Source organism: Rhizobium sp. N731, assembly GCF_001664145.1.
Lineage (GTDB): Bacteria > Pseudomonadota > Alphaproteobacteria > Rhizobiales > Rhizobiaceae > Rhizobium > Rhizobium esperanzae.
The window spans coordinates 324,514-342,484 of sequence record NZ_CP013604.1; the positions used below are offsets into that span (position 1 = coordinate 324,514).

At 62.9% G+C, this 17,971-nt stretch carries 14 protein-coding genes and 2 pseudogenes; 5 read left to right on the top strand and 11 right to left on the bottom strand.

Annotated features, from left to right (window positions below; genetic code table 11):
- Nucleotides 1-301: 301 nt before the first annotated feature.
- The 3 genes from tnpC to tnpA all read right to left on the bottom strand — a co-directional run bounded on the left by tnpC (nt 302) and on the right by tnpA (nt 2,806).
- A protein-coding gene (gene tnpC, locus AMK02_RS30690) for an IS66 family transposase (RefSeq protein WP_237350495.1) occupies nt 302-1,992 on the bottom strand; the annotation gives its coding sequence in 2 pieces (ribosomal slippage) (nt 302-1,440 and nt 1,440-1,992; 1,692 coding nt in all).
- A gap of 59 nt (nt 1,993-2,051) precedes the next feature.
- Nucleotides 2,052-2,402: an IS66 family insertion sequence element accessory protein TnpB gene (tnpB, locus tag AMK02_RS24730; RefSeq protein WP_016737501.1), complete on the bottom strand. Its 351-nt coding sequence runs from the start codon at nt 2,400-2,402 to the stop codon at nt 2,052-2,054.
- The gene (gene tnpA / locus AMK02_RS32730; protein ID WP_011053439.1) at nt 2,399-2,806 is read right to left on the bottom strand and encodes an IS66-like element accessory protein TnpA; all 408 of its coding nucleotides are present in this window, start codon (nt 2,804-2,806) and stop codon (nt 2,399-2,401) included. Before tnpA ends, tnpB begins: the two co-directional genes overlap by 4 nt.
- On the opposite strand from tnpA, the gene AMK02_RS24740 reads away from it, so the two are divergent.
- From AMK02_RS24740 to AMK02_RS24750, 4 genes and pseudogenes are all read left to right on the top strand, one after another.
- Entirely contained in the window at nt 2,778-3,068 is a 291-nt protein-coding gene (locus AMK02_RS24740) for a hypothetical protein (RefSeq protein ID WP_008536527.1), read from the top strand. The genes tnpA and AMK02_RS24740 overlap by 29 nt on opposite strands.
- 32 nt (nt 3,069-3,100) lie before the next feature.
- Nucleotides 3,101-3,217, top strand: a complete 117-nt coding sequence (locus AMK02_RS31445) for a transposase (RefSeq protein WP_008536526.1) — start codon at nt 3,101-3,103, stop codon at nt 3,215-3,217.
- Between the two features lie 86 nt (nt 3,218-3,303).
- Nucleotides 3,304-3,451: pseudogene (locus AMK02_RS32735) on the top strand (IS5/IS1182 family transposase); the annotation flags it as partial.
- A gap of 830 nt (nt 3,452-4,281) precedes the next feature.
- Nucleotides 4,282-5,211, top strand: coding sequence for a polyprenyl synthetase family protein (locus AMK02_RS24750; RefSeq protein WP_008536525.1), 930 nt, complete (start codon nt 4,282-4,284; stop codon nt 5,209-5,211).
- Between the two features lie 188 nt (nt 5,212-5,399).
- On the opposite strand, the gene fni is transcribed toward AMK02_RS24750, so the two are convergent.
- From fni to AMK02_RS24790, 8 genes are all read right to left on the bottom strand, one after another.
- Nucleotides 5,400-6,566, bottom strand: a complete 1,167-nt coding sequence (gene fni, locus AMK02_RS24755; RefSeq protein ID WP_016737499.1) for a type 2 isopentenyl-diphosphate Delta-isomerase — start codon at nt 6,564-6,566, stop codon at nt 5,400-5,402.
- Nucleotides 6,553-7,455 (bottom strand): terpene synthase family protein, encoded by a 903-nt coding sequence (locus AMK02_RS24760; RefSeq protein WP_008536520.1) that lies wholly within the window; start codon nt 7,453-7,455, stop codon nt 6,553-6,555. The genes fni and AMK02_RS24760 overlap by 14 nt, the downstream gene beginning before the upstream one ends.
- Nucleotides 7,452-9,005: a hypothetical protein gene (locus tag AMK02_RS24765; protein WP_016737498.1), complete on the bottom strand. Its 1,554-nt coding sequence runs from the start codon at nt 9,003-9,005 to the stop codon at nt 7,452-7,454. The genes AMK02_RS24760 and AMK02_RS24765 overlap by 4 nt, the downstream gene beginning before the upstream one ends.
- A gap of 771 nt (nt 9,006-9,776) precedes the next feature.
- Nucleotides 9,777-11,120 carry a cytochrome P450 gene (locus AMK02_RS24770; RefSeq protein WP_011053442.1) on the bottom strand — a complete coding sequence of 448 codons (1,344 nt, stop codon included), beginning with the start codon at nt 11,118-11,120 and terminating at the stop codon, nt 9,777-9,779.
- Entirely contained in the window at nt 11,120-11,962 is an 843-nt protein-coding gene (locus AMK02_RS24775; RefSeq protein ID WP_008536513.1) for an SDR family oxidoreductase, read from the bottom strand. Before AMK02_RS24775 ends, AMK02_RS24770 begins: the two co-directional genes overlap by 1 nt.
- Nucleotides 11,949-13,550: a cytochrome P450 gene (locus AMK02_RS24780; protein WP_011053444.1), complete on the bottom strand. Its 1,602-nt coding sequence runs from the start codon at nt 13,548-13,550 to the stop codon at nt 11,949-11,951. The genes AMK02_RS24775 and AMK02_RS24780 overlap by 14 nt, the downstream gene beginning before the upstream one ends.
- 5 nt (nt 13,551-13,555) lie before the next feature.
- A complete protein-coding gene (locus tag AMK02_RS24785) occupies nt 13,556-14,836 on the bottom strand; it encodes a cytochrome P450 (protein WP_011053445.1) in 1,281 nt (426 codons plus the stop codon).
- Nucleotides 14,837-14,904: 68 nt separating this feature from the next.
- Nucleotides 14,905-15,084, bottom strand: a complete 180-nt coding sequence (locus AMK02_RS24790) for a cytochrome P450 (RefSeq protein ID WP_008536508.1) — start codon at nt 15,082-15,084, stop codon at nt 14,905-14,907.
- A 1,224-nt stretch (nt 15,085-16,308) separates the two neighbouring features.
- Between AMK02_RS24790 and AMK02_RS24800 the strand changes: the two are divergent.
- Nucleotides 16,309-17,498, top strand: a pseudogene (locus AMK02_RS24800) (IS3 family transposase).
- Nucleotides 17,499-17,971 lie beyond the last annotated feature (473 nt).

Consider the following 17,971-nt stretch of genomic DNA (forward strand, 5'->3'; position numbering starts at 1 on the left):
TACATTGATCGCCGACATTGTTGTCGATGTCGATGATGAGGTGCGCGACGTGGTGCTGACCATCCATTGGAAAGGCGGTCAGCATTCGGAGCTCAAGGTTCGCAAGCCCCAGACGGTTGAACACGGGTGCGCCACAACGGAAGATGCTTTGGCAGTGATGCGGAGCATGGCAGGACGCTGGTCCGATGAACATATCGCCGCGTCGCTCAATCGAATGGGAATGCCCACGGGGCAAGGAAAAACCTGGACTGCACACCGGGTCGCTTCAGTAAGGCGGGTCCGGGCCATTCACGCGTACAAATCAGCCGATAAAGAGGGCGAATGGCTGACCATGACAGAGGCGGCGGCGGTTTTGGGCGTGACCAACCACCGAATACGCCACCTGATCAAGACGAACGTGTTGTCTGCCGAGCAGGTGGTTCCCGGCGCGCCGTATCAAATCCGGGCCAGCAATCTGACTTCGGCAACCGTCCAAGCCGCGATAGCCCGAAAGGGCCGCCCGTGTCGCATTGCTGACACCGAGACGCTTCCAATGTTTACAGATACTTAAAGAGGGAGTGCACAATGACTCAGGTACGGCAACGCCGCGCAGGGCTCGTTCGGCGGCATTGTTCGTCAGACACAGTCTGCCGTCGTCGAGGAACCGGGCGAAGGCTTCCCAGCGACCCTCCTTCTCGAACATGTAGTTGATCGCCTCGGCGACGGGGTTGTGCTTCGACATTTGCCCGCGCTGGGCCATGAGCCAATCGTGCAGTTCTTCGACGAGCGGGCGAGCATGTTGCAGCCTCGCTGCGAGCCTATCCTCGGCAGGCATTCCGTTTATGCCGCGCTCGATGTCGAAGAGCGCGTCGATGCGGGCAACGGCCTCAAGCGCGACGGGCGATATCTCGTGGGCAGGTTTGCCCTTGCGCACGTTGCCGGCGATGTCAGCGAGTTCGAAGAATTTGCGCCGCGCGTGGCTCCAGCAAAGTGCGCTGATCACCAGCGCGGGGCGGCGGTCGGCACGATAGAGGTCGTTGTAGCCGCCATAGGCATCGGCTTGCAGGGTGCCGTGCCATCCGGCGAGATGCGTGTTGGGGTGGGTCTTCTCGCGATCGGGAGAGAAGTGGAAGAGTGCGGCGGGAGGCGCGCCGCCCGCGAAAGGGCGGTCATCGCGGACGTAAGTCCAGAGCCTCGCCTGCTTTGTTGCTCCCCTGGCCAGAAGCGGCACGGTGGTGTCGTCACCATGCAGCCGCTCGGCGGCCAGAACATGGGCACGGATCAGGTCATGGATCGGCTGCAGGGCCGTCGTGCAGGCTCCGACCTGATCGGCCAGTGTGGAGAGACTGAGAGCGACGCCTTCCCTGGCGTAGCGCTCAGCCTGGCGGTTCAATGGCTGATGTTGGCCGAACTTCTCGAACAGGATCGTCGCCAGCAGGTGCGGTCCTGCCCATCCCCGCGTGTCGCATGGAAAGGGGCCGGTGGCTGGCTGATCTTCTCGCAGTCCCGGCAGGTGAACTTCTCGCGCACCGTCTGGATCACCTTCCACTGGCGCGGAATGATCTCCAGCGTCTCGGTGATGTCTTCGCCCATCTTCACGATGCGGTGCGAGCCGCAGCAGGTGCAGGTCGACGGGGCATCGATGACCAGGCGCTCGCGCGGCAGGTGCTCGGGAAACGGCTTGCGGGCCGGCCGGCGGCGTTCGAAAGCGGAGACATTTGTGATTCTCGTCGCCACGCGTTCCGCAGCGATCTCGTCTTCGGTGGCGTCGGCTTCAAGTTCTTCGAGCTGCAATTCCATTTGCTCGATCAGCCGGGCGCGGCGCTCCGAGCTCTGGCCGTACTGCTCGCGACGTATCTTGGCGATCTCGAGCTTGAGATGCCGGATCATCGCCTCAGACGTCGTCACGACCGCGCGCACCTGTGCGAGGTCGGCCTCGGCAGAGGCGGCACGCGCTTCCGATGCCGCAAGCGCGGCGCGCAGTCTGGCTATCTCCGAAGCAGCATCATCCATGGCCGAAAGCTACCATGCCGCATGCCGAAAGCCCAACAAAAACAGAGGAATGCAGGCGGTCAGCCTGCCTTCGAAGGCCGCTGCGTCCAGCGCGGGTTGCGCCAGTCGATCCCTTCCAGGAGATAGCCGAGCTGCGCCGACGATACAGGCACGGCGGAGCCATTCTGGCTGACCGGCCAGATGAACTTTCCAGCTTCCAGCCGCTTCAGGTAAAGCGACATGCCGACGCCGTCATGCCAGAGGACCTTGATCAGGTCACCCTTGCGACCCCGGAAGCAGAAGACTTCGCCGCCATGAGGATCGCGGCCAAGACCTTGCTGAACCTTCAGCGCCAGGCTGTTCATGCCGCAACGCATGTCCGTCACCCCGCCCGCGATCCACACCTTTACCCCCGCGGGAAACGCGATCATGACCCATCCACGACGGGCAACAGGCGGGCAAGAATGGTCGGATCAAGCGAGGCTGGGATCGTCAGCCGTCGGCCATTCGGCAGGCCGATCTCGATCGTCATGTCGTCTTCAAATCGCGGCCGTGAGGCTACCTCGCAAGATGCCGCCGCCGGTGGCGAAATCGTAAGTGGCACGAAGCCCGTTGTAGCGGAACTGCTCAGAAGACCACTACGGTATTCCCGACGCCAACGGGTCAACAATGACCGTGACAATCCATATCGCCGCGCCGTCACCGAGCCTTTCCGAAAGCCTTGTAGACTTTCCTCGACGATCCGAACCTTCTCTTCGTCCGACCAATCCCGTCGGCGACCAAGATCGTCGACGGACAAGACCTCAATGGGGGAAATGATTGTAGCGCATGACATAAGGCATGGACTTAAAGCCAATCAGCAAGTCAGGACAGACGGCCTTCGCCGGATGGGTACGTACAAGACCGCCTACTTCCTGCTGCAGAAGCTCCGGGAGGCAGCCGACCTTCGCCGTGATGCGATCAAGCTGCACGGTACGGTGCAGATCGACGGCAAGTATGTGGGCGGCGTCCTCCGCAAGGTGACAAGAAGGAAGAGCGCAAGGACGGGCGCAAGAAGGAAAATCAGAACGGCAAGCGTATGTGAGTTCTGGCGCTGAGGGAGGCCAACCGCCATGCACCGAACAGAACGGTGACGCGGGTGATCCTGGACGAGAACGGCAAGGATGCATGGGCGGCCGTCGCCAAGCATGTGGAGCCGAAGGCGCTCCTGATCGCTGACGAACACAAGGCGCAACCAGGGCTTTGAAAGAAAGCGCTGTATAGATCCACCTGCTCCGCCCTTTTAGTCCGCTAGCAAAAGGCGGTAGGGGACCGACTTTTCGAAGCGGTTTCCTGCCGGCCGACAAGGGCTACGGCAGCGCTGAAATCCTCGCCAAGCCGGTCGAGTGTAAGGCTTCGGCAACATCGCGCCGAAGAACAACTGGAAGGCTCAGTCGTCTTCTCACGCTGGGTCTATCGGCAGCGTAACCTCGTGAAACGTCAAAAGCATCGGTTCGATCGTAATTGACGCAAAGCTGACAGTCGTGTGCGATCGCGCACATTGACAGGCTGGCATGGTGCAAGCGCCGACGTGCATTGTGACCTCAACCCAAATCACTCCAATGCTGGGTTGGCCTTCGGACGGATCGCTCGCAAGGTTGACGCTGTTCAAATACTAGGCGGAGTGGCACAATCCGCGACTCCCGACACACGGTGAGCACCGGAAGACGCCTTCTGTCGCCATTGAAACATTCACTAACAATGATCTGGTGGCACACCAATTGCTTGTAGGAGCCCAGATCTCTGCCAGCAATGGTTCCGGTCCAAGCTCCAGTGGCTACTATCGACGATGACCAACACCTTTAGATGTAAGGCCCATCTTCGCCCATGTCGTACCGTACGAACGGAGCTCGTCAGCGATCATCACGCGCGGCGGCGTGCAGCCGATCCAAAGAGCTTTGTCACCAGCCACTGCTCAGCGCGGGAGCCTCTTCAGCTTTGGACCAAGACGTTGAGAGCGATGCCATTCTGGCCGACAGCGCCGCCGGAGCCAATGTTCTTCGCGCGCGATCGAAGTAACCGACGTTCAGATGTCAGGTCGCCACGAATGAGACTGCTTCAAGGGATTCCAGTGGGAGATCGCCTTGCCGAGTTAAGGCTCCCACTGGCACACGGTTTCATTGGTCACGCCGGTGCCGCATGTTGGCCGCCGCAATCCGCTAAACTTAACGGTGCCTTAGAACCTGAAGAGACACAGCGAAATCGGCCTTTTGTTTGGCACCGGTTGGACTAGGCCCGTTTTCGTTTTCGTCTCAAAAGTGGAGATGCGATATGATTTCGAATCACCAAGCCGACGTGGTTGGCGATAGCGACAAGCTCATCGAGCAAGCGCTGCGAGCTGCCATGGATACTGCTCTAAGTCCGGCTGCGCCGGCTCACCTGCGTGGAGCGCTGGACGCGGCAGTGTTTCCAGGGGGCTCCCGGATGCGCCCCAAGCTCTGCTTGAAAGTCTCCTATGTGTGCGGCGAAAAAGATCCTGAGCTCGCGACAAGAGCCGCGGCAGCAATTGAATTGCTGCACTGTGCCTCGTTGGTGCATGACGACTTGCCTTGCTTCGATAACGCGGCCCTACGCCGCGGCAGACCAACGGTGCACCGGCTTTTCGGAGAGCCTATCGCCGTTTTGACCGGCGATGCCTTGATTGTGATGGCTTTCAAATACCTCAGCTTGCAGGCTGCGCTAACACCTGAGTTGGGCGCGCGCATGATCGAGGTGGTTGCGGAGGCGGTCGGCCCCAGTCACGGACTGATCGCCGGACAGTCGATGGAGGCAATGACGCACGTCCCAATCGACCGCTATCACCATTACAAGACCGGCTCCCTCTTTGTCGCGGCGGCCACTTGCGGTGCCCTGGCAAGTGGTGCAGATCCGGCCCCATGGTCTAAGGTGGGGGAATTGCTCGGGCACGCGTATCAGATCGCCGACGACATCGCAGATACAGTCGGCCGCGCAGAAGTGCTTGGCAAATTGCCTGCCGTGGACACGCAGCTGAATCGACCCAGTATCGTTCGCGGCCAAGGATTGGACAGCGCAGCCGCCAGATTTTATGCGTATCTCGAACAGATAGGTGACACCATTCCTGCCAGCCCTCAAAAACGGTCCTTCGTTGACTGGCTTAATCATGCACTTTGCAAAGGCGTGGCTGGACCGGGAAAAGCCGGTCTGATTCAACAAACGGCGCTGGATTGCGCGCCTTTGTAAGCCCGAGTTACGGTACGCATAACCTAGCCGGCGGCATCATTACCGCTTCATCGTCAACAGCTGCTTCATGAACATTTCGTTCCCTGCATCGAACCGCTGGGCCAAGGTGGATTAGAGGTCTAGCTTTAGCGTTAACGGTTTTTGCAACCAGCTTGGAGGGCCGGCCGACAGAGCGGGCGACGCCGGCATCATCCGACTGGCGGATGCGCGGAGGGCAACAAGTGCGCGGAGGGCAACAAGCGCGCCTGGCGCAACGTCGCCAGATCAGGTGAGCCGGTGCAAAAGCAGGCGACGGCCAACTGGCGGATGACGACCTCGAAATGCGCAACGACCGCTTCGGTCGATACCGTAGCCGCCGGCAGCACGCCGGCTGCCTGCCCGGCAATGTCCGCACCCAGGCGAATGGCCTTGGCCACGTCGACGCCGTCGCGGATCCCGCCGGACGCGATAAGCTTCACCGTTGGCAGTGCCCGACGGACCGCCTGCAAGCTGGCCGGTGTCGGGATCCCCCAATCGGCAAACGCCATCGCCACTGCACGGCCGGCGGCATCGCGGGCGCGCTCGCCCTCCACCGCGGCCCAACTGGTGCCGCCGGCTCCGGCGACATCAATCACCTCAACACCCGCCTCGACGAGCGCGCAGGCCACCGAGGCGGACAGGCCCCACCCGACTTCTTTGGCCACGATAGGCACGCCCACGCTACGCGCGGCGCGAGCCACCTGCGCCAGTACGCCGTGCCAGTCGCGGTCGCCATCCGGCTGTAGCACTTCCTGCAGCGGATTGAGATGGACGATCAGCCCATCAGCCTCCAGCGCATCGACAGCCCGGCGCGCCAGATCAAGGCCGTCGGCCTCGCGCAGTTGCGCAGCGCCGATATTGGCCAGCAAGGGAATGTCAGGCGCCAGGCGGCGTAGGGCGCGCGTCAGCCCCTGGGAATTGCGCGATTGGAGGCTCACGCGCTGCGAACCGACGCACATGGCGATCCCCAAGGCTTGCGCCGCCTCGCTCAGGTGCCGATTGATGGCCTTTGCGCGTGGCATTCCGCCGGTCATGGAACTGATCAGCAGCGGCGCACGTATGGGCTTGCCTAACAGCGATGTGCGCAGTTCGATCTGCGTCAGGTCCAGCTCGGGCAGTGCGCAGTGTTCGAACCGGATTTGCTCCCAGCCGGCAGCGACCGTGGCTGGCGCCGTTCGCCGATCCAGCACGAGGTCCAGATGGTCGTCCTTGCGCCGGGTCAGGGCGTCGTCGCACCCGCTCGCTCGATCCGCCGTATTGGGCGTTGGCGTTGCGTCGGATCGGACCGAGGGCGCCGCGCGCACGCCGCCGCCTCCCGCGCGTTCACGCCGGCGCACGCTGGCCTCCCCCCGCCGCATCGTTGCCGTAGCGGCTGATCGAGGTCTGGTAGTACTTCGCGCGAATGACCGCCATGGCCTCGATTAACGGTCCCCATGGTGCAGGAAAGCGTTCTTTCACCATCACTCGGTGCAGCATGCGCGCATGGCCGACCAGCTCGTCGTTGAGGAAATCCTCCACAGGCATAGCCGGATAACGCTGCAGGAGCAGGATGGCAGCGTTGTCGGCTTCTCCCGCCGCCCTATCCTTGGCGCATCCATGCAGATCGTTCTGCAGGCGCCCTATCGTGGAGATGAGCCGCAGCACCTGGCGAAACGCCGGACGCGCGCGCAGGGTCGCCATGTCCAGCCCCCATAGCAACGACAGGCAACAGAACACGTTCGCGTAGGCGATCGAATCGATGGAATTGTGCAAGTATTCGGCGTACGACCAGCGTTCAGCCCCCGCCGCCTGCGCGGGTCCGGCGCGCAGCGCCGCGCAGTAGCACCGGGTATCGTTTAGAAGCTCAGTATAGTCGCGCCTATCGTAGGCGAGCGCGGCCAGGGAAGCGCGCAGCACAGCGCAGCCCTCGAAACCGGGGACCGCGCATGGCACGCCCTGCCCCAGCGCCTGCTCCACCGCGGCCAGCTGCTCCGGCGCGATCAGGCCAAGGTCGTTGCAATCGTCGAGCCAAAACAGTAGCGCCAACTCGCGATAAAACGCCACGATCAGCTTTTCGTCCTGCGGATCTCGGCCGGTGCGGGCGCTGATATCGTGCAAGCTCGGTTGGATACACTGCAGGATGTACTGTCCGCCCCTAACTGCTTCTACGGCATGCTCGTCGGCGAATCCGGTCAGGGAACGCCCCCACTCCAGTACTTGCTGCAGCGCGCTTTCCGTCGGGATCATTGCGCCATTCCTCCTGCTCCCTCGGTCGGGATGCGCCGCCCCCAACGAAGAGCCAGCCACAAGCCGGCGAGTTCGATCACGCGCACGACCCGGGTCGGGCAATACAATTCCTTGCCGATCCACAGCGGCGTCTGCGGCAATTCATGCGCCTCATGGCGAGCGAGCATCCACTCCAGCGCGTGCGCGACCGCCAGCGCGATGCGGGCGCGCCCTGTCGGCTCTTCGCGCCCATCCATCACGTGCAACGCGAACAGCGCATAGGCGGTTTCCTCAAATGTTGACGCGCGACCCGCGCCCCAGCCGCCGTCGTCGCGCTGCGCCTGCAACAGCGCCGCCAGCGCGCGCTCGTCGCGCCACTGGGGCGCGCCTTGCGCGAGCGCAGCGATTGCATGCGCGGTGGGATACAGCCACGAAACATGCCATTTGTCATTGTCCCATAGACCGTCCGCGTTGCGATTGGCCTCAAGGTAAGCGCTGGTACCGGCGGTGGGCTTTCCCAAAAGTCTGAACGCATGCAGGGCGTGGATGTTGGTCGACACCGAGGCATTGCGCTCGCCGGGGAAGGTAACGAACAGCCCGCCGATTTCGAAGTGGCGCAACGCGTTGGCAGCCGGGTTGCGTCCTGCTAGGTGCAGGATGCACAACGCAACAGCAGTGTCGTCCGCATCGGCCGCGAAGTGCAAGGCCGGACCCAGACCGCGCACGCCCAGACAGGCATCGAGCTGCGCGACGATCACGCGCACCGCCTCGGCGAGCGCGGGATGCGAAAACAACCCGGCCAGATGCAGAGTGTACAGCGACCAGCATGGCTCGAACACGTTGATCGGCCAGACGCTGGGAACGACACCTTCGATGCCGCTGCGCGCCGCGCGCGATGCGGCCTGAAGATACCTGTCGGCACGCTCGACCTGTGGCGCGCTCGCCTGTGTGAGGGCGTGCGCACGCCACGCGGCGGTTGCCGCCGGGCTGATGCCGATGCTGCCGTCGTCGTCCAGGCATGCCGTGGTCGGCGACGTCCCCCAGGCTTCCCAGGAGTGCAACAACGGATGGCCGCTCGGCAGCGGTCCCACCGTCCCCAACTTAACCAGGCACGCTTGCCGCAACGGCAACAGCGCCGGGTAGCGCGGAAACACCACGTCGCCCACCAAGGATGTGGCCTCGCCGGAGATCTGCGGCAGGATCAGCTCCGCGCCTACCGGCGCGTCTTCCGGCACCGCATCCGCGTAGGGATCCGGCTGGCGCTCGAGGAACCGCGTTGCAGCCTGAACTGCGTCCGCAGCGCCGGGAAGAGGATCGGCACGCCGCAATGCAAGCAACGCCGCCCACGTGGGTACATGGCGGAACAGTGGGAAGTCAGCACTTCCCCACCCGCCATCGGCCTGTTGCTGCGCCATGAGCCACGCGTATCCGTTCTGCCGACCGGTGACGTTGCCGCTGAACTGCGAAACGCGCGCCGTGTCGTAAACGGACGGACTCACGCTGCCGCCATCGCGCGTCTCGTTCAGCAAGTGGCGCAATTCAGAAAGGATCTGTTCGGACAGCGCACTCATGCGGGATGTTCCCTCTGCAGGCAGTTGACGAGAAGCGCGGCGAAGCGCACCTATGCTGGCGGCGGTCCGCGGTGGGCAACCGCTCCGATCTGCCGTGGAATCGAACACAATGTAGCATCTAGCGGTGCCGCCGGCCGATCGCAGCGGTACGGCGGCGCCTCCGTGCGGACCGGCGCCAATGCGCACGGCGCGTGCTTGAACAGATACCCTTTTGGCCCGCTGCACGGCCTGCGCCAACCGCTCCGCACGCGGGCGCAGCGAGGTGATGGCTTCCTCGGCCTCTGGCCATAGGCCCGGCACTGACTGGGGCGCTGCATGCAGCTTCGTGATCGGCACGCCGGTTGCTTTCTTCTCCGCCGCATGCTTGCCGGGGGCTTGCCCAGCGTCGCTTCATCCGCTGGCGTGTCATCCTCGACCACCTACAATACAAGGCCGAAACAGGCGCGATAGCGATCCAGTGCGCGGTACAGAGTAAAGCGCGGCATCCTCCGCGACGGCGCATAGCGCGCCAATGCCTATGGACGCGCGCACCGGCAATCCGCCGCACGCCTGCGCGCCCGATCCGCCGAACGGGGAAACGCCAGTTCGGTCGTCGTTTAGCGTGGAACCCTTCTGCATGTTGTTCATCTCCTTCTACCTGACAGAGAATGCCGCGGCGAGCGGCGAGCCGCCGCGGTGCTGCCGGCGTCGCACCGCGCGCGCGCGCCGAGTGCAGCAATGCCGCCCATCGTCGTCGCCGCTGCCTCTTGACACGGGGCAGAGGATCCCAGCTCATGAGAATCCGATGCGGACTGTCATGGACGGATGTGCGGTCGGGTAATAGCGCCGGCCTTTTTCGACGCCGCTCATCAATCGCGGCCGCACCCCGGCCTCCTGCATGGTCAATGCCAAGGCGATGCTGAACTGCACCAGCTCCAGCCATACAAGGTGATAGCCCATGCAGACGTGTGGGCCGGCACCGAACTGCAGCATGTCCACCGGCCGGATCGGCTCCGTGCGTTGCAGCCACCGCCCCAGACGGAACTGATCGGGCGCTTCGTGCAGCAGCGGCGAGGTCGAGAAATGCAGTAGTGGGATGCACAAATGAGTGCCCGAAGGAATGCGCCGCTGGCCGAGTTGTAATTCCTGCATCGCGCGACGCGGTACGAGCGAGGAAGCCGGATGCATTCGTAGCGTCTCCCGAAACAGCGCCTCTGCGACCGGACATTGCGCCAGGTCCTCGTGCCCGGTCGGCACCGCGCCCACGCGTTGCGCCTCTTCGACCAGGGCGTCCCACAGCTCTGGATGCTGCGCCAGCTCGATCACCATCCAGGCTATCGTCGAGGCGGAGGTCTCGTGGCCGGCAAGCAGCAGCAAGCGGATATTGGCGACCAGGACGTCATCGGAGAGCGCGCCATCGCTGCAATCGAAGGCGCTCACCATGTCGTTGATCAACCCGGTGCGCGCGGCGCGCGCGCGCGCGTCCCGGATGAACTGGCGCGACTGCGCGTCGATCCAATCGCGGGCGGCGCGGCCGCGTCGCAAGGGCATCCCCGGCAGGTCGATCGGGGGCGCGACCATCAATTGTAGCAGTTGCCGATACTTGCGATGCCACTCCGACAGGTCTTGGGCGGGGATGCCCATGAGACTGAAGGTGAGTTTGAGCATCAGGTTGCGGGTGTCTGGCAGGATAGCGACTTCACCGCGGTCGCGCCACGCCTTGACCTGAGCCCTAATAATTGGTTCGAACAGCTCGCCAATGCCGGCCTCGGTCAGACCCCTCGGCAGAAACGCCGCTTTTATCCCATCGCGCGCCTGCCGGTGCGCGCTACCGTCCAAAGTGACCAACGTTCCGCCAAGGATGTCGGGCGCCATCTCTTCGATCAGTGCCGAGGACACTTCCTTGTGCCGGAGCAATGCGAGCGCATCTGGATCCAGGCATGTCATCAGGTGTCCGGCCGGGCCGAAGTCCAGCCAGAAGTGGCTGCCTAGGGTCCTTTCCGCGCGCCGCAGCAGGCGCGGCAGATCGCAGACGATGGCGGGAAGATGCCCGACCAGGGGGAAAGCGCCAGGCATGACCGGGATGTCGTCCCGTAGCCGGCGCCAGCGGTTCAGCGGGTTGAGCAGCATGTCCATCACCAATGCGACGCTGCGGCTGCTTCGGCGGCGTCACCGGCCGGCCGAGCCGCGCTGTTGCCACCGTCGGCGTAGGTTGGAACATGCGCCAACATGCCGCCGTCGATGCACACCACCTGGCCGGTGATGAACGCAGCCTCCTCCGAGAGCAGGAACGCGACCAGCGCGGCTACGTCCTCGGGGCGGCCGACGTGCGGCAGGAGCTGGTGCCGGTGTAGATGCCGTTGCATGCACTCGTCCAGCTTGGCGAAGAGACGTTCGGTCATGACAAGACCTGGCGCAACCGCGTTGCAGCGGATCTTCGCGTGTCCGTATTGGGTGGCAAGCGAGGCCGACAGCATGTTCATTGCGGCCTTCGACGCGGCGTATGACGTCAGTGCGGTGTCGCCGCTGAGCCCTTGGCACGATGACATGTTCACGATCGCGCCACCACCACGGCCGATCATTTGTGGGATGGCCTGCCGGCAGCAAAGGAGCGTGCCGCGCAAATTGGTCGCCATGGTCTGGTCCCAGACCGCCACGTCCAGGTCGAGGATCGCGCGGTCGTGCGGAGTCAAATGCATGGCGCTCGCATTGTTCACAAGCACGTCGACCCCACCGAAGCGCCGCTTCGCCGTTTTGAACAGCTCTGCCACCGCCTGCGCATCTGCGATGTCCATGGCCACGGCCAGCGCTTGGCCCGCTTCGGCTGCGATCTGTGCGGTGCAGGCGATGGCAGCGGGGCCATCAATGTCGGCCACCACCACTCTGCCGCCCTCGCGCGCGATGGCGAGGGCGCATGCCTTGCCGATCCCGGCGCCGGCGCCGGTCACCACGGCCACCTTGCCTTTAAATCGTTCCATCATGTTCTCCTGGATTGCGTAGGTCTTTCGCTGCATGTCGCTCAGCGTCTGCCGGAGAGGGCGTAGGGCCGGGGTTGGTGCAATGGTCATCGCCGGCTTCGCTTTCGATCACCCGAATGGCCGCGACCGGGCACTGGCTGGCTGCTAGGCGCACGGCGGCGTGCAGCGCCTGCGGGACCGTCGCCATGCACACTTCCGCCACGCCGTCCGGCTCGCGCTGACGAAAGGTGCCCGGCAGCGTCAACACGCACTGACCAGTGGTTCCGCACAGGTCCTGGTCGACCACGACGCGAACCTCAGCCGCCGCCTGCGCGTGCAGCCGCACCGGCAGCGCGCGGAACGTCCTAAGGAACGCTGAGGGCTCCCGGGTCGGCTGCTCGGCCAAGGCCAACGTGGGGAAGCGAGCCTGGATCTGCGGCAGGCTCTCGGCCAGTTGCACCCTGGCGAGTTGAGCACCTAGGCAGAAGTGGATGCCGTGGCCGAAGCTCAGCATAATCTTTCCGTCGCTCGACATGCCAGGCCTGGTGCCGTAGAACCGCACCGGATCGAAGCGGTCGGGATCAGCGAAAGCGTCCGGGTCGCGATTGCCGGCCGCGATCAGCACGCGCACGTCCGCGTCCTTCGGGATCACCACGCCATGCAGTTCGATGTCGCGCTGGGCGATACGCGGAATGGAGCTGAACATGGCGGGCGCCTCGCAGCGCAGTACTTCTTCTACAAATGCCTCCACCCCTGCGGCGTCTCCCTGCAGCCAGTGCCGCTCCTCGGGGTAGGCCAGCATCGCCAGCACCGCATGGTCGATAGTCGCAGCAGTGGTGGCGAAGCCGCCCAGCAACATGCCCCACAGCATGCTGATCAACTCCGCGTCCGAGAGCGTATCGGCGTCGTCGGTGTGTGCGCCGACCAGTGTCGACACGATGTCGCGGCGGGGATCGGCGCGCTTGCGCAGTATGAGGTCGCCGAAATAGGCCTTCACCCTGGCGCTGGCCACGTCCGCCGCGGCGAGCTGTGGATCGCTGGCGTGCGGGCTCAGGCCTTCTAGAATGGCGCTGACGATCGCTGAGAGCTCGAAAACGTCGTCTTGGGGCATGCCGAACAATTCAGCGAAGACAAGCATGGGCAAGGCCAGTGCGAATTCCCGATGCAGGTCCACCGCCTCTCCTCGCTCCAGTGCGGGCGCCATGCCATCCAGGCGAGCTGCGACGATGCGCGCGATGCTCGGCCGCAGGTTGTCGATCTGGCCCACGGTGAAATCGCGCGAAATCAGCCGGCGCAGACGCGTATGCGTCGGTGGTTCCTTCATGGCTAGCGTAGACGCCAGCAGATTGAGCGACAGGCTGCTCGCCGCACGCGGGAAATAGCGCGCCAGTTCGGATGGCGCCGGCCCCCGAAACGCATCGCCCGTAGCCTTGAACGCCCAGTAGATGTCGGCGTGGCGGCTCAACAGAAAGAGGCCCGACGCCGCGCGGTGCACCGGATCGTGCTCTCGCAACCACCGCATGAACGGGTACGGGTCTTGGATGCATGCTGGCGACGCCAGCTCGGCGAAGGCGTCGTGGCATGCTGCCGTGGTGTCTTGCACGTCCATCTTGATTACCTGTCGAGTGGCTGATCTGACCGGTGCGCGCCAGGCGCCGCCAAATGAGAAGATTGCGATGCCGGGGGGCGTCCGCACCAGAGCACCGGCATCTCCTCGAACCCGCCGGTGATGATCTCCTTGCGCAACTTCAGTTCTTCGGGCGCCACGGCCAGGCGCAACGCGGGAAAGCGCTGGAAGATCGAACCGAATATGGCCTTCAGTTCCAGCCTCGCCAGCGCCGCCCCGATGCAATTGTGCTGCCCGTAGGAGAACGCCAGGTGGGGATTTGCGTCGCGTCCGATGTCGAAGACTTCCGGGTCTTTGAAATGGCACGGATCAAACGAGGTCGCCGGCAGGCCGACCAGTACTTTGCTCTCCGCGGGTATATGCACGCCCGCGATGGTAACGTCGGTCCGGGGATAGCGCATGATGCCGTCCCACCCCGCGCCAGGCGAATACATGCGCAGTATTTCTTCCACCGCCTTGTCAACCAGGGAAGGATCGCGGACCAGGCGTTCGCGCTGTTGCGGATGGCGAAACATGGCCAGCAGGCCGAATTCGATCTGCGCGACGGTGCTCTCGTGCCCCGCCACCAGCACGCCCGCCGCGAGGCCGATCGCCTCTTCCTCGGTCGCTTTGCCCTGGTCGACCGCGGCTAGCAGATCCGTCAGCAGGTTATCGCCCGGATCCTGTCGCTTGCCCCGTATTTTGCCGTGGATGTAGGCGCGGAGCTCTTCCCAGGCCAGGCCGGACGCGCTGCGCGGGCCGCTTTCATGCTGGTGCGTCATCACCTCGTCGGAGAGCCCTGCGAAAAAGGCGTGTTCCTCGAAGGGCACGCCCATCAGCGCGCTGATTACCTTGGCCGGAAGCGGAAAGGAGAGATGGCGTCGCAAGTCTGCGGGCTGGGGCTGAACCGCCAGCGTATCGAACAACTGCACGGTGATCGCCTCGACCTGCTGCGTAAGCAGCTTCACCCTGCTGTTGCTGAAGGCCGGCGCCACGATCGTGCGTAACCGAGCATGCTCGTCCCCTTCGTGCGAGACCAGCCATCCCGGCGAACCGAGAATGACCGAATCGGGGGTGAAATCCGCCGGAGGCATTCCCGCGGGCAGGAATGCCGCGTCAGACAGCACCGCCTTGGCCTCGTCATAGCCTGTCACCCACCAGCATTCGTGCCCGGACGGAAGGCGCACGCGGTGGATCGGACCTTTGGCGCGTAGCGCTAACATCTCGGGCGAGGGCTCGATGTGATCGACCCGCCACATCGGCAGCGTCGGCAAGGATTGTTCGGACATGGTGACGCTTCACTCTTTAAGCCCGGAAGGGGCGGAAGATGATGGGCAGACTGCGGGCAGCAAATGAGTTAAGGCAACGTGTAGACCACGCCCTCTGCGGCGATTGCCAGCGCCAGATCCTCCGGCCGCACGAACGGCGGGGGGAAGACACTTCCCAATTCCAGGCGCGCCAGCGCAGCGCCCAGGCACAGATGCGGCCCCTGGCCGAGCGGCAGGTGCGGGTTTTGCAGCCGGTTGAAATCGAACATGTCGGTATCGCCATAGGTCGGCCGACCGTAGGAATTGGCGCAGCAGGTTCGACCGCACCCGCCCACCGACCCGTCCGCAAACAGAACTTCCAGTCCAGTCCCACACCCCCGGCTTCCCGCCTGGCTCAAGGTCTGCCGCTTTGGCTGTACCGCTCGCGACGTGGGCGATTGTTGTGGGTCGCAAACGAAGAACTCTAGATCGCATCTAACACTCCTCACATTTTCCCGGCACACACAACCGAGCCACTATCATTGCCCAGCAAACCATCGGAACTCACGAGACGCGAACAGCGATGCGCCGCCCGAAGACCATCGCGCTGCGATTGGCGACATACCGTGACCAGAGCAAATCGCGTGCCGAAGTGAATTCGTGGGTTCAGCAGGCATTTCGTAGCAGCGCGTAGTGTCAAGCTCCCGCCATTCAGTCTCATTGCCGACAACCGCGGAGTACATGTCTGACAAAAGACTGCTCTAAGCCGGTCTGCGTCCGATAGTCGGCGACCTGCATGGGATGCCCTCGCGGCGGGCTTTCGTGCAACAATCCGCGCCATCTTCGACGTCGAAGTTGCCCCGCCAGTTTTCGTCCGATGGGCGGGAACGTCGTCGACTGCGCCGAGGTCGCCGCGTTAAAAGCGCCGGCTCTGGGCAAATCAGACTGGACCCGCCTCGACCCTCCGGTAGTAAAGTTTGCGGAGCTTATTTCCGCCAAATGCAAGTTCTGAGCTTGTAGTCATCTCGTTGACGTTGTTCTTAATGTTTCCACCCCCGCGCTTACCGAGACGGTCGAGCTTCTCGATCGGCGTAGGTAGAAAAGGCAACGGGAAACGCTCAAATTTCGAAGCATGTTCTCTTCCGGAAACATGTCATCTAATCAGGAGCGGCGGTCGGCAACAGTCGCCTGAGTCGGAGGTGCTTTCTAAACCAGACGATGCCCAATCCAGAAGCCTCCTGCCGAAGATGAAGCAATCGGGAGACCAATGCAGCATCTCATGGACCGCCGCACCGTGGTGAAGAAAGCGGTCCTCGGTTGCTGGAGGTTGTTGAGTAGTTCCATGACATCGAATTGAGCTTTAGCCTGATGAATTGGGTCAATACCTACACCGCTAACTAAGGGGTGCGCCGTTTACGCCTTAGGTCAAGCTGGGGGACGTTGGACTGCTCTGACCTGCCCCTGCGAATTTCCTCCAGAATTGATTAGAGTCCGGCCCATCAAAGGACGGACGAATGAAGAAGCAGAGATTTACCGAAGAGCAGATAATTGCGGTGCTGAAGGAGCAGGAGGCTGGTGCGAAGGCGGCCGACCTTTGCCGCAAGCACGGATTTCAGAAGCGACGTTTTACAACTGGAAAGCCAAATACGGCGGCCTGGAAGTCTCCGAGGCCAAGCGGCTGAAGGCGCTTGAAGATGAGAATGCCAGGCTGAAGAAGCTGCTCGCCGAGCAGATGTTGGACGCAGCAGCACTCCGCGAGCTTCTTTCAAAAAAATGGTAGGGCCTGTCGCGAAGCGTGACGCCGTCACGCATCTGAAGACCGTCATGGGTCTTTCGGAACGGCGGGCCTGCCAGATCATATCCGCCGACCGCAAGACGATCCGCTATCAGTCGAACCGACCGCCGGAAACCGAGTTGCGAGCGAAGCTGCGCGACCTCGCCAATGAGCGGCGGCGTTTCGGCTACCGGCGACTGTTCGTCCTGCTTCGGCGGGAGGGAGAACCGTCCGGGGTCAATCGCATCTATCGCCTTTATCGGGAGGAGGGTCTCTCTGTCCGCAAGCGCAAAGCCAGACGCCGTGCTGTCCGCACGCGTGCTCCGATTTCTGGTCGAAGCTAAGGCCAATGCCCGATGGTCGCTAGACTTCGTGCACGACCAGTTCGCTTGCGGAAGGAGGTTTCGCGTGCTCAACATCGTCGATGACGTAACGCGCGAATGCCTGGCGGCGATCCCGGACACGTCGATCTCCGGCCGCCGTGTCGCCAGAGAACTGACGACGCTGATCGAACGACGCGGCAAGCCGGGGATGATCGTCTCCGACAACGGCACTGAACTCACCTCGAATGCGATCCTCGCGTGGTCGAAGGATCACAAAGTCGACTGGCACTACATCGCGCCGGGAAAGCCGATGCAGAACGGCTATGCCGAGAGCTTCAATGGTCGGATGCGCGACGAACTGCTCAACGGAAGCCTGTTCTTTGGCCTCAATCATGCCCGAAGCGCCATTGCCGAATGGGCGGACGATCACAATAATTTCCGGCCGCACTAATCGCTCGGATATCAGACCCCGGCAGATTATGCCGGGACCATCGCCGCAACCGGCTCCAACGCTGCGCAAGATGAAGGCTTCGCGTTTCCGCCGGTTGCTCACACCGCGCCACTTGGCGTATTCAAAACCGCCGAGGCTCTAATCGCCGCCGGATGAAAATTCAGTGGCAGGTCAGCTCAGTTTCATCGCGATCATGTTTTTGTGGCTGGTTTGCCTGCCGAGTTCCTGAATGTATCGACCTGTCGCTCTCGCGCGTGGGCCGGAAGGACATAAATAGCAGGCTCAAGAAATAAACGACCTGAAGGAAAACCGAAGCCGCTAGTGTTACGGCGAACGCTTTGAAGATGGAAAGCGACGCGGCGTAGGCCGAAACAGCGCTGGTGCACGTGACCAGTAGCAGAATGCAAAAAAAAGTTCTAAAGGACAAGGCCTTGCTCCCGTTCGTTCGTCCAATACTTGAACTGCGTCGACGCTGACCTTTCGCCCGATTCGTCCACGCTATGAACGTGCATGACTTCGCCGTGAGTGCCATAGGTTGCCAAAAGTTGGGTCAGCGCGAATACGCCAAAGTGACGACTTCTTCTTTCGCGGCTTCCGACTCGGCAAATCCTGTTCGCCAGACTCCGAAG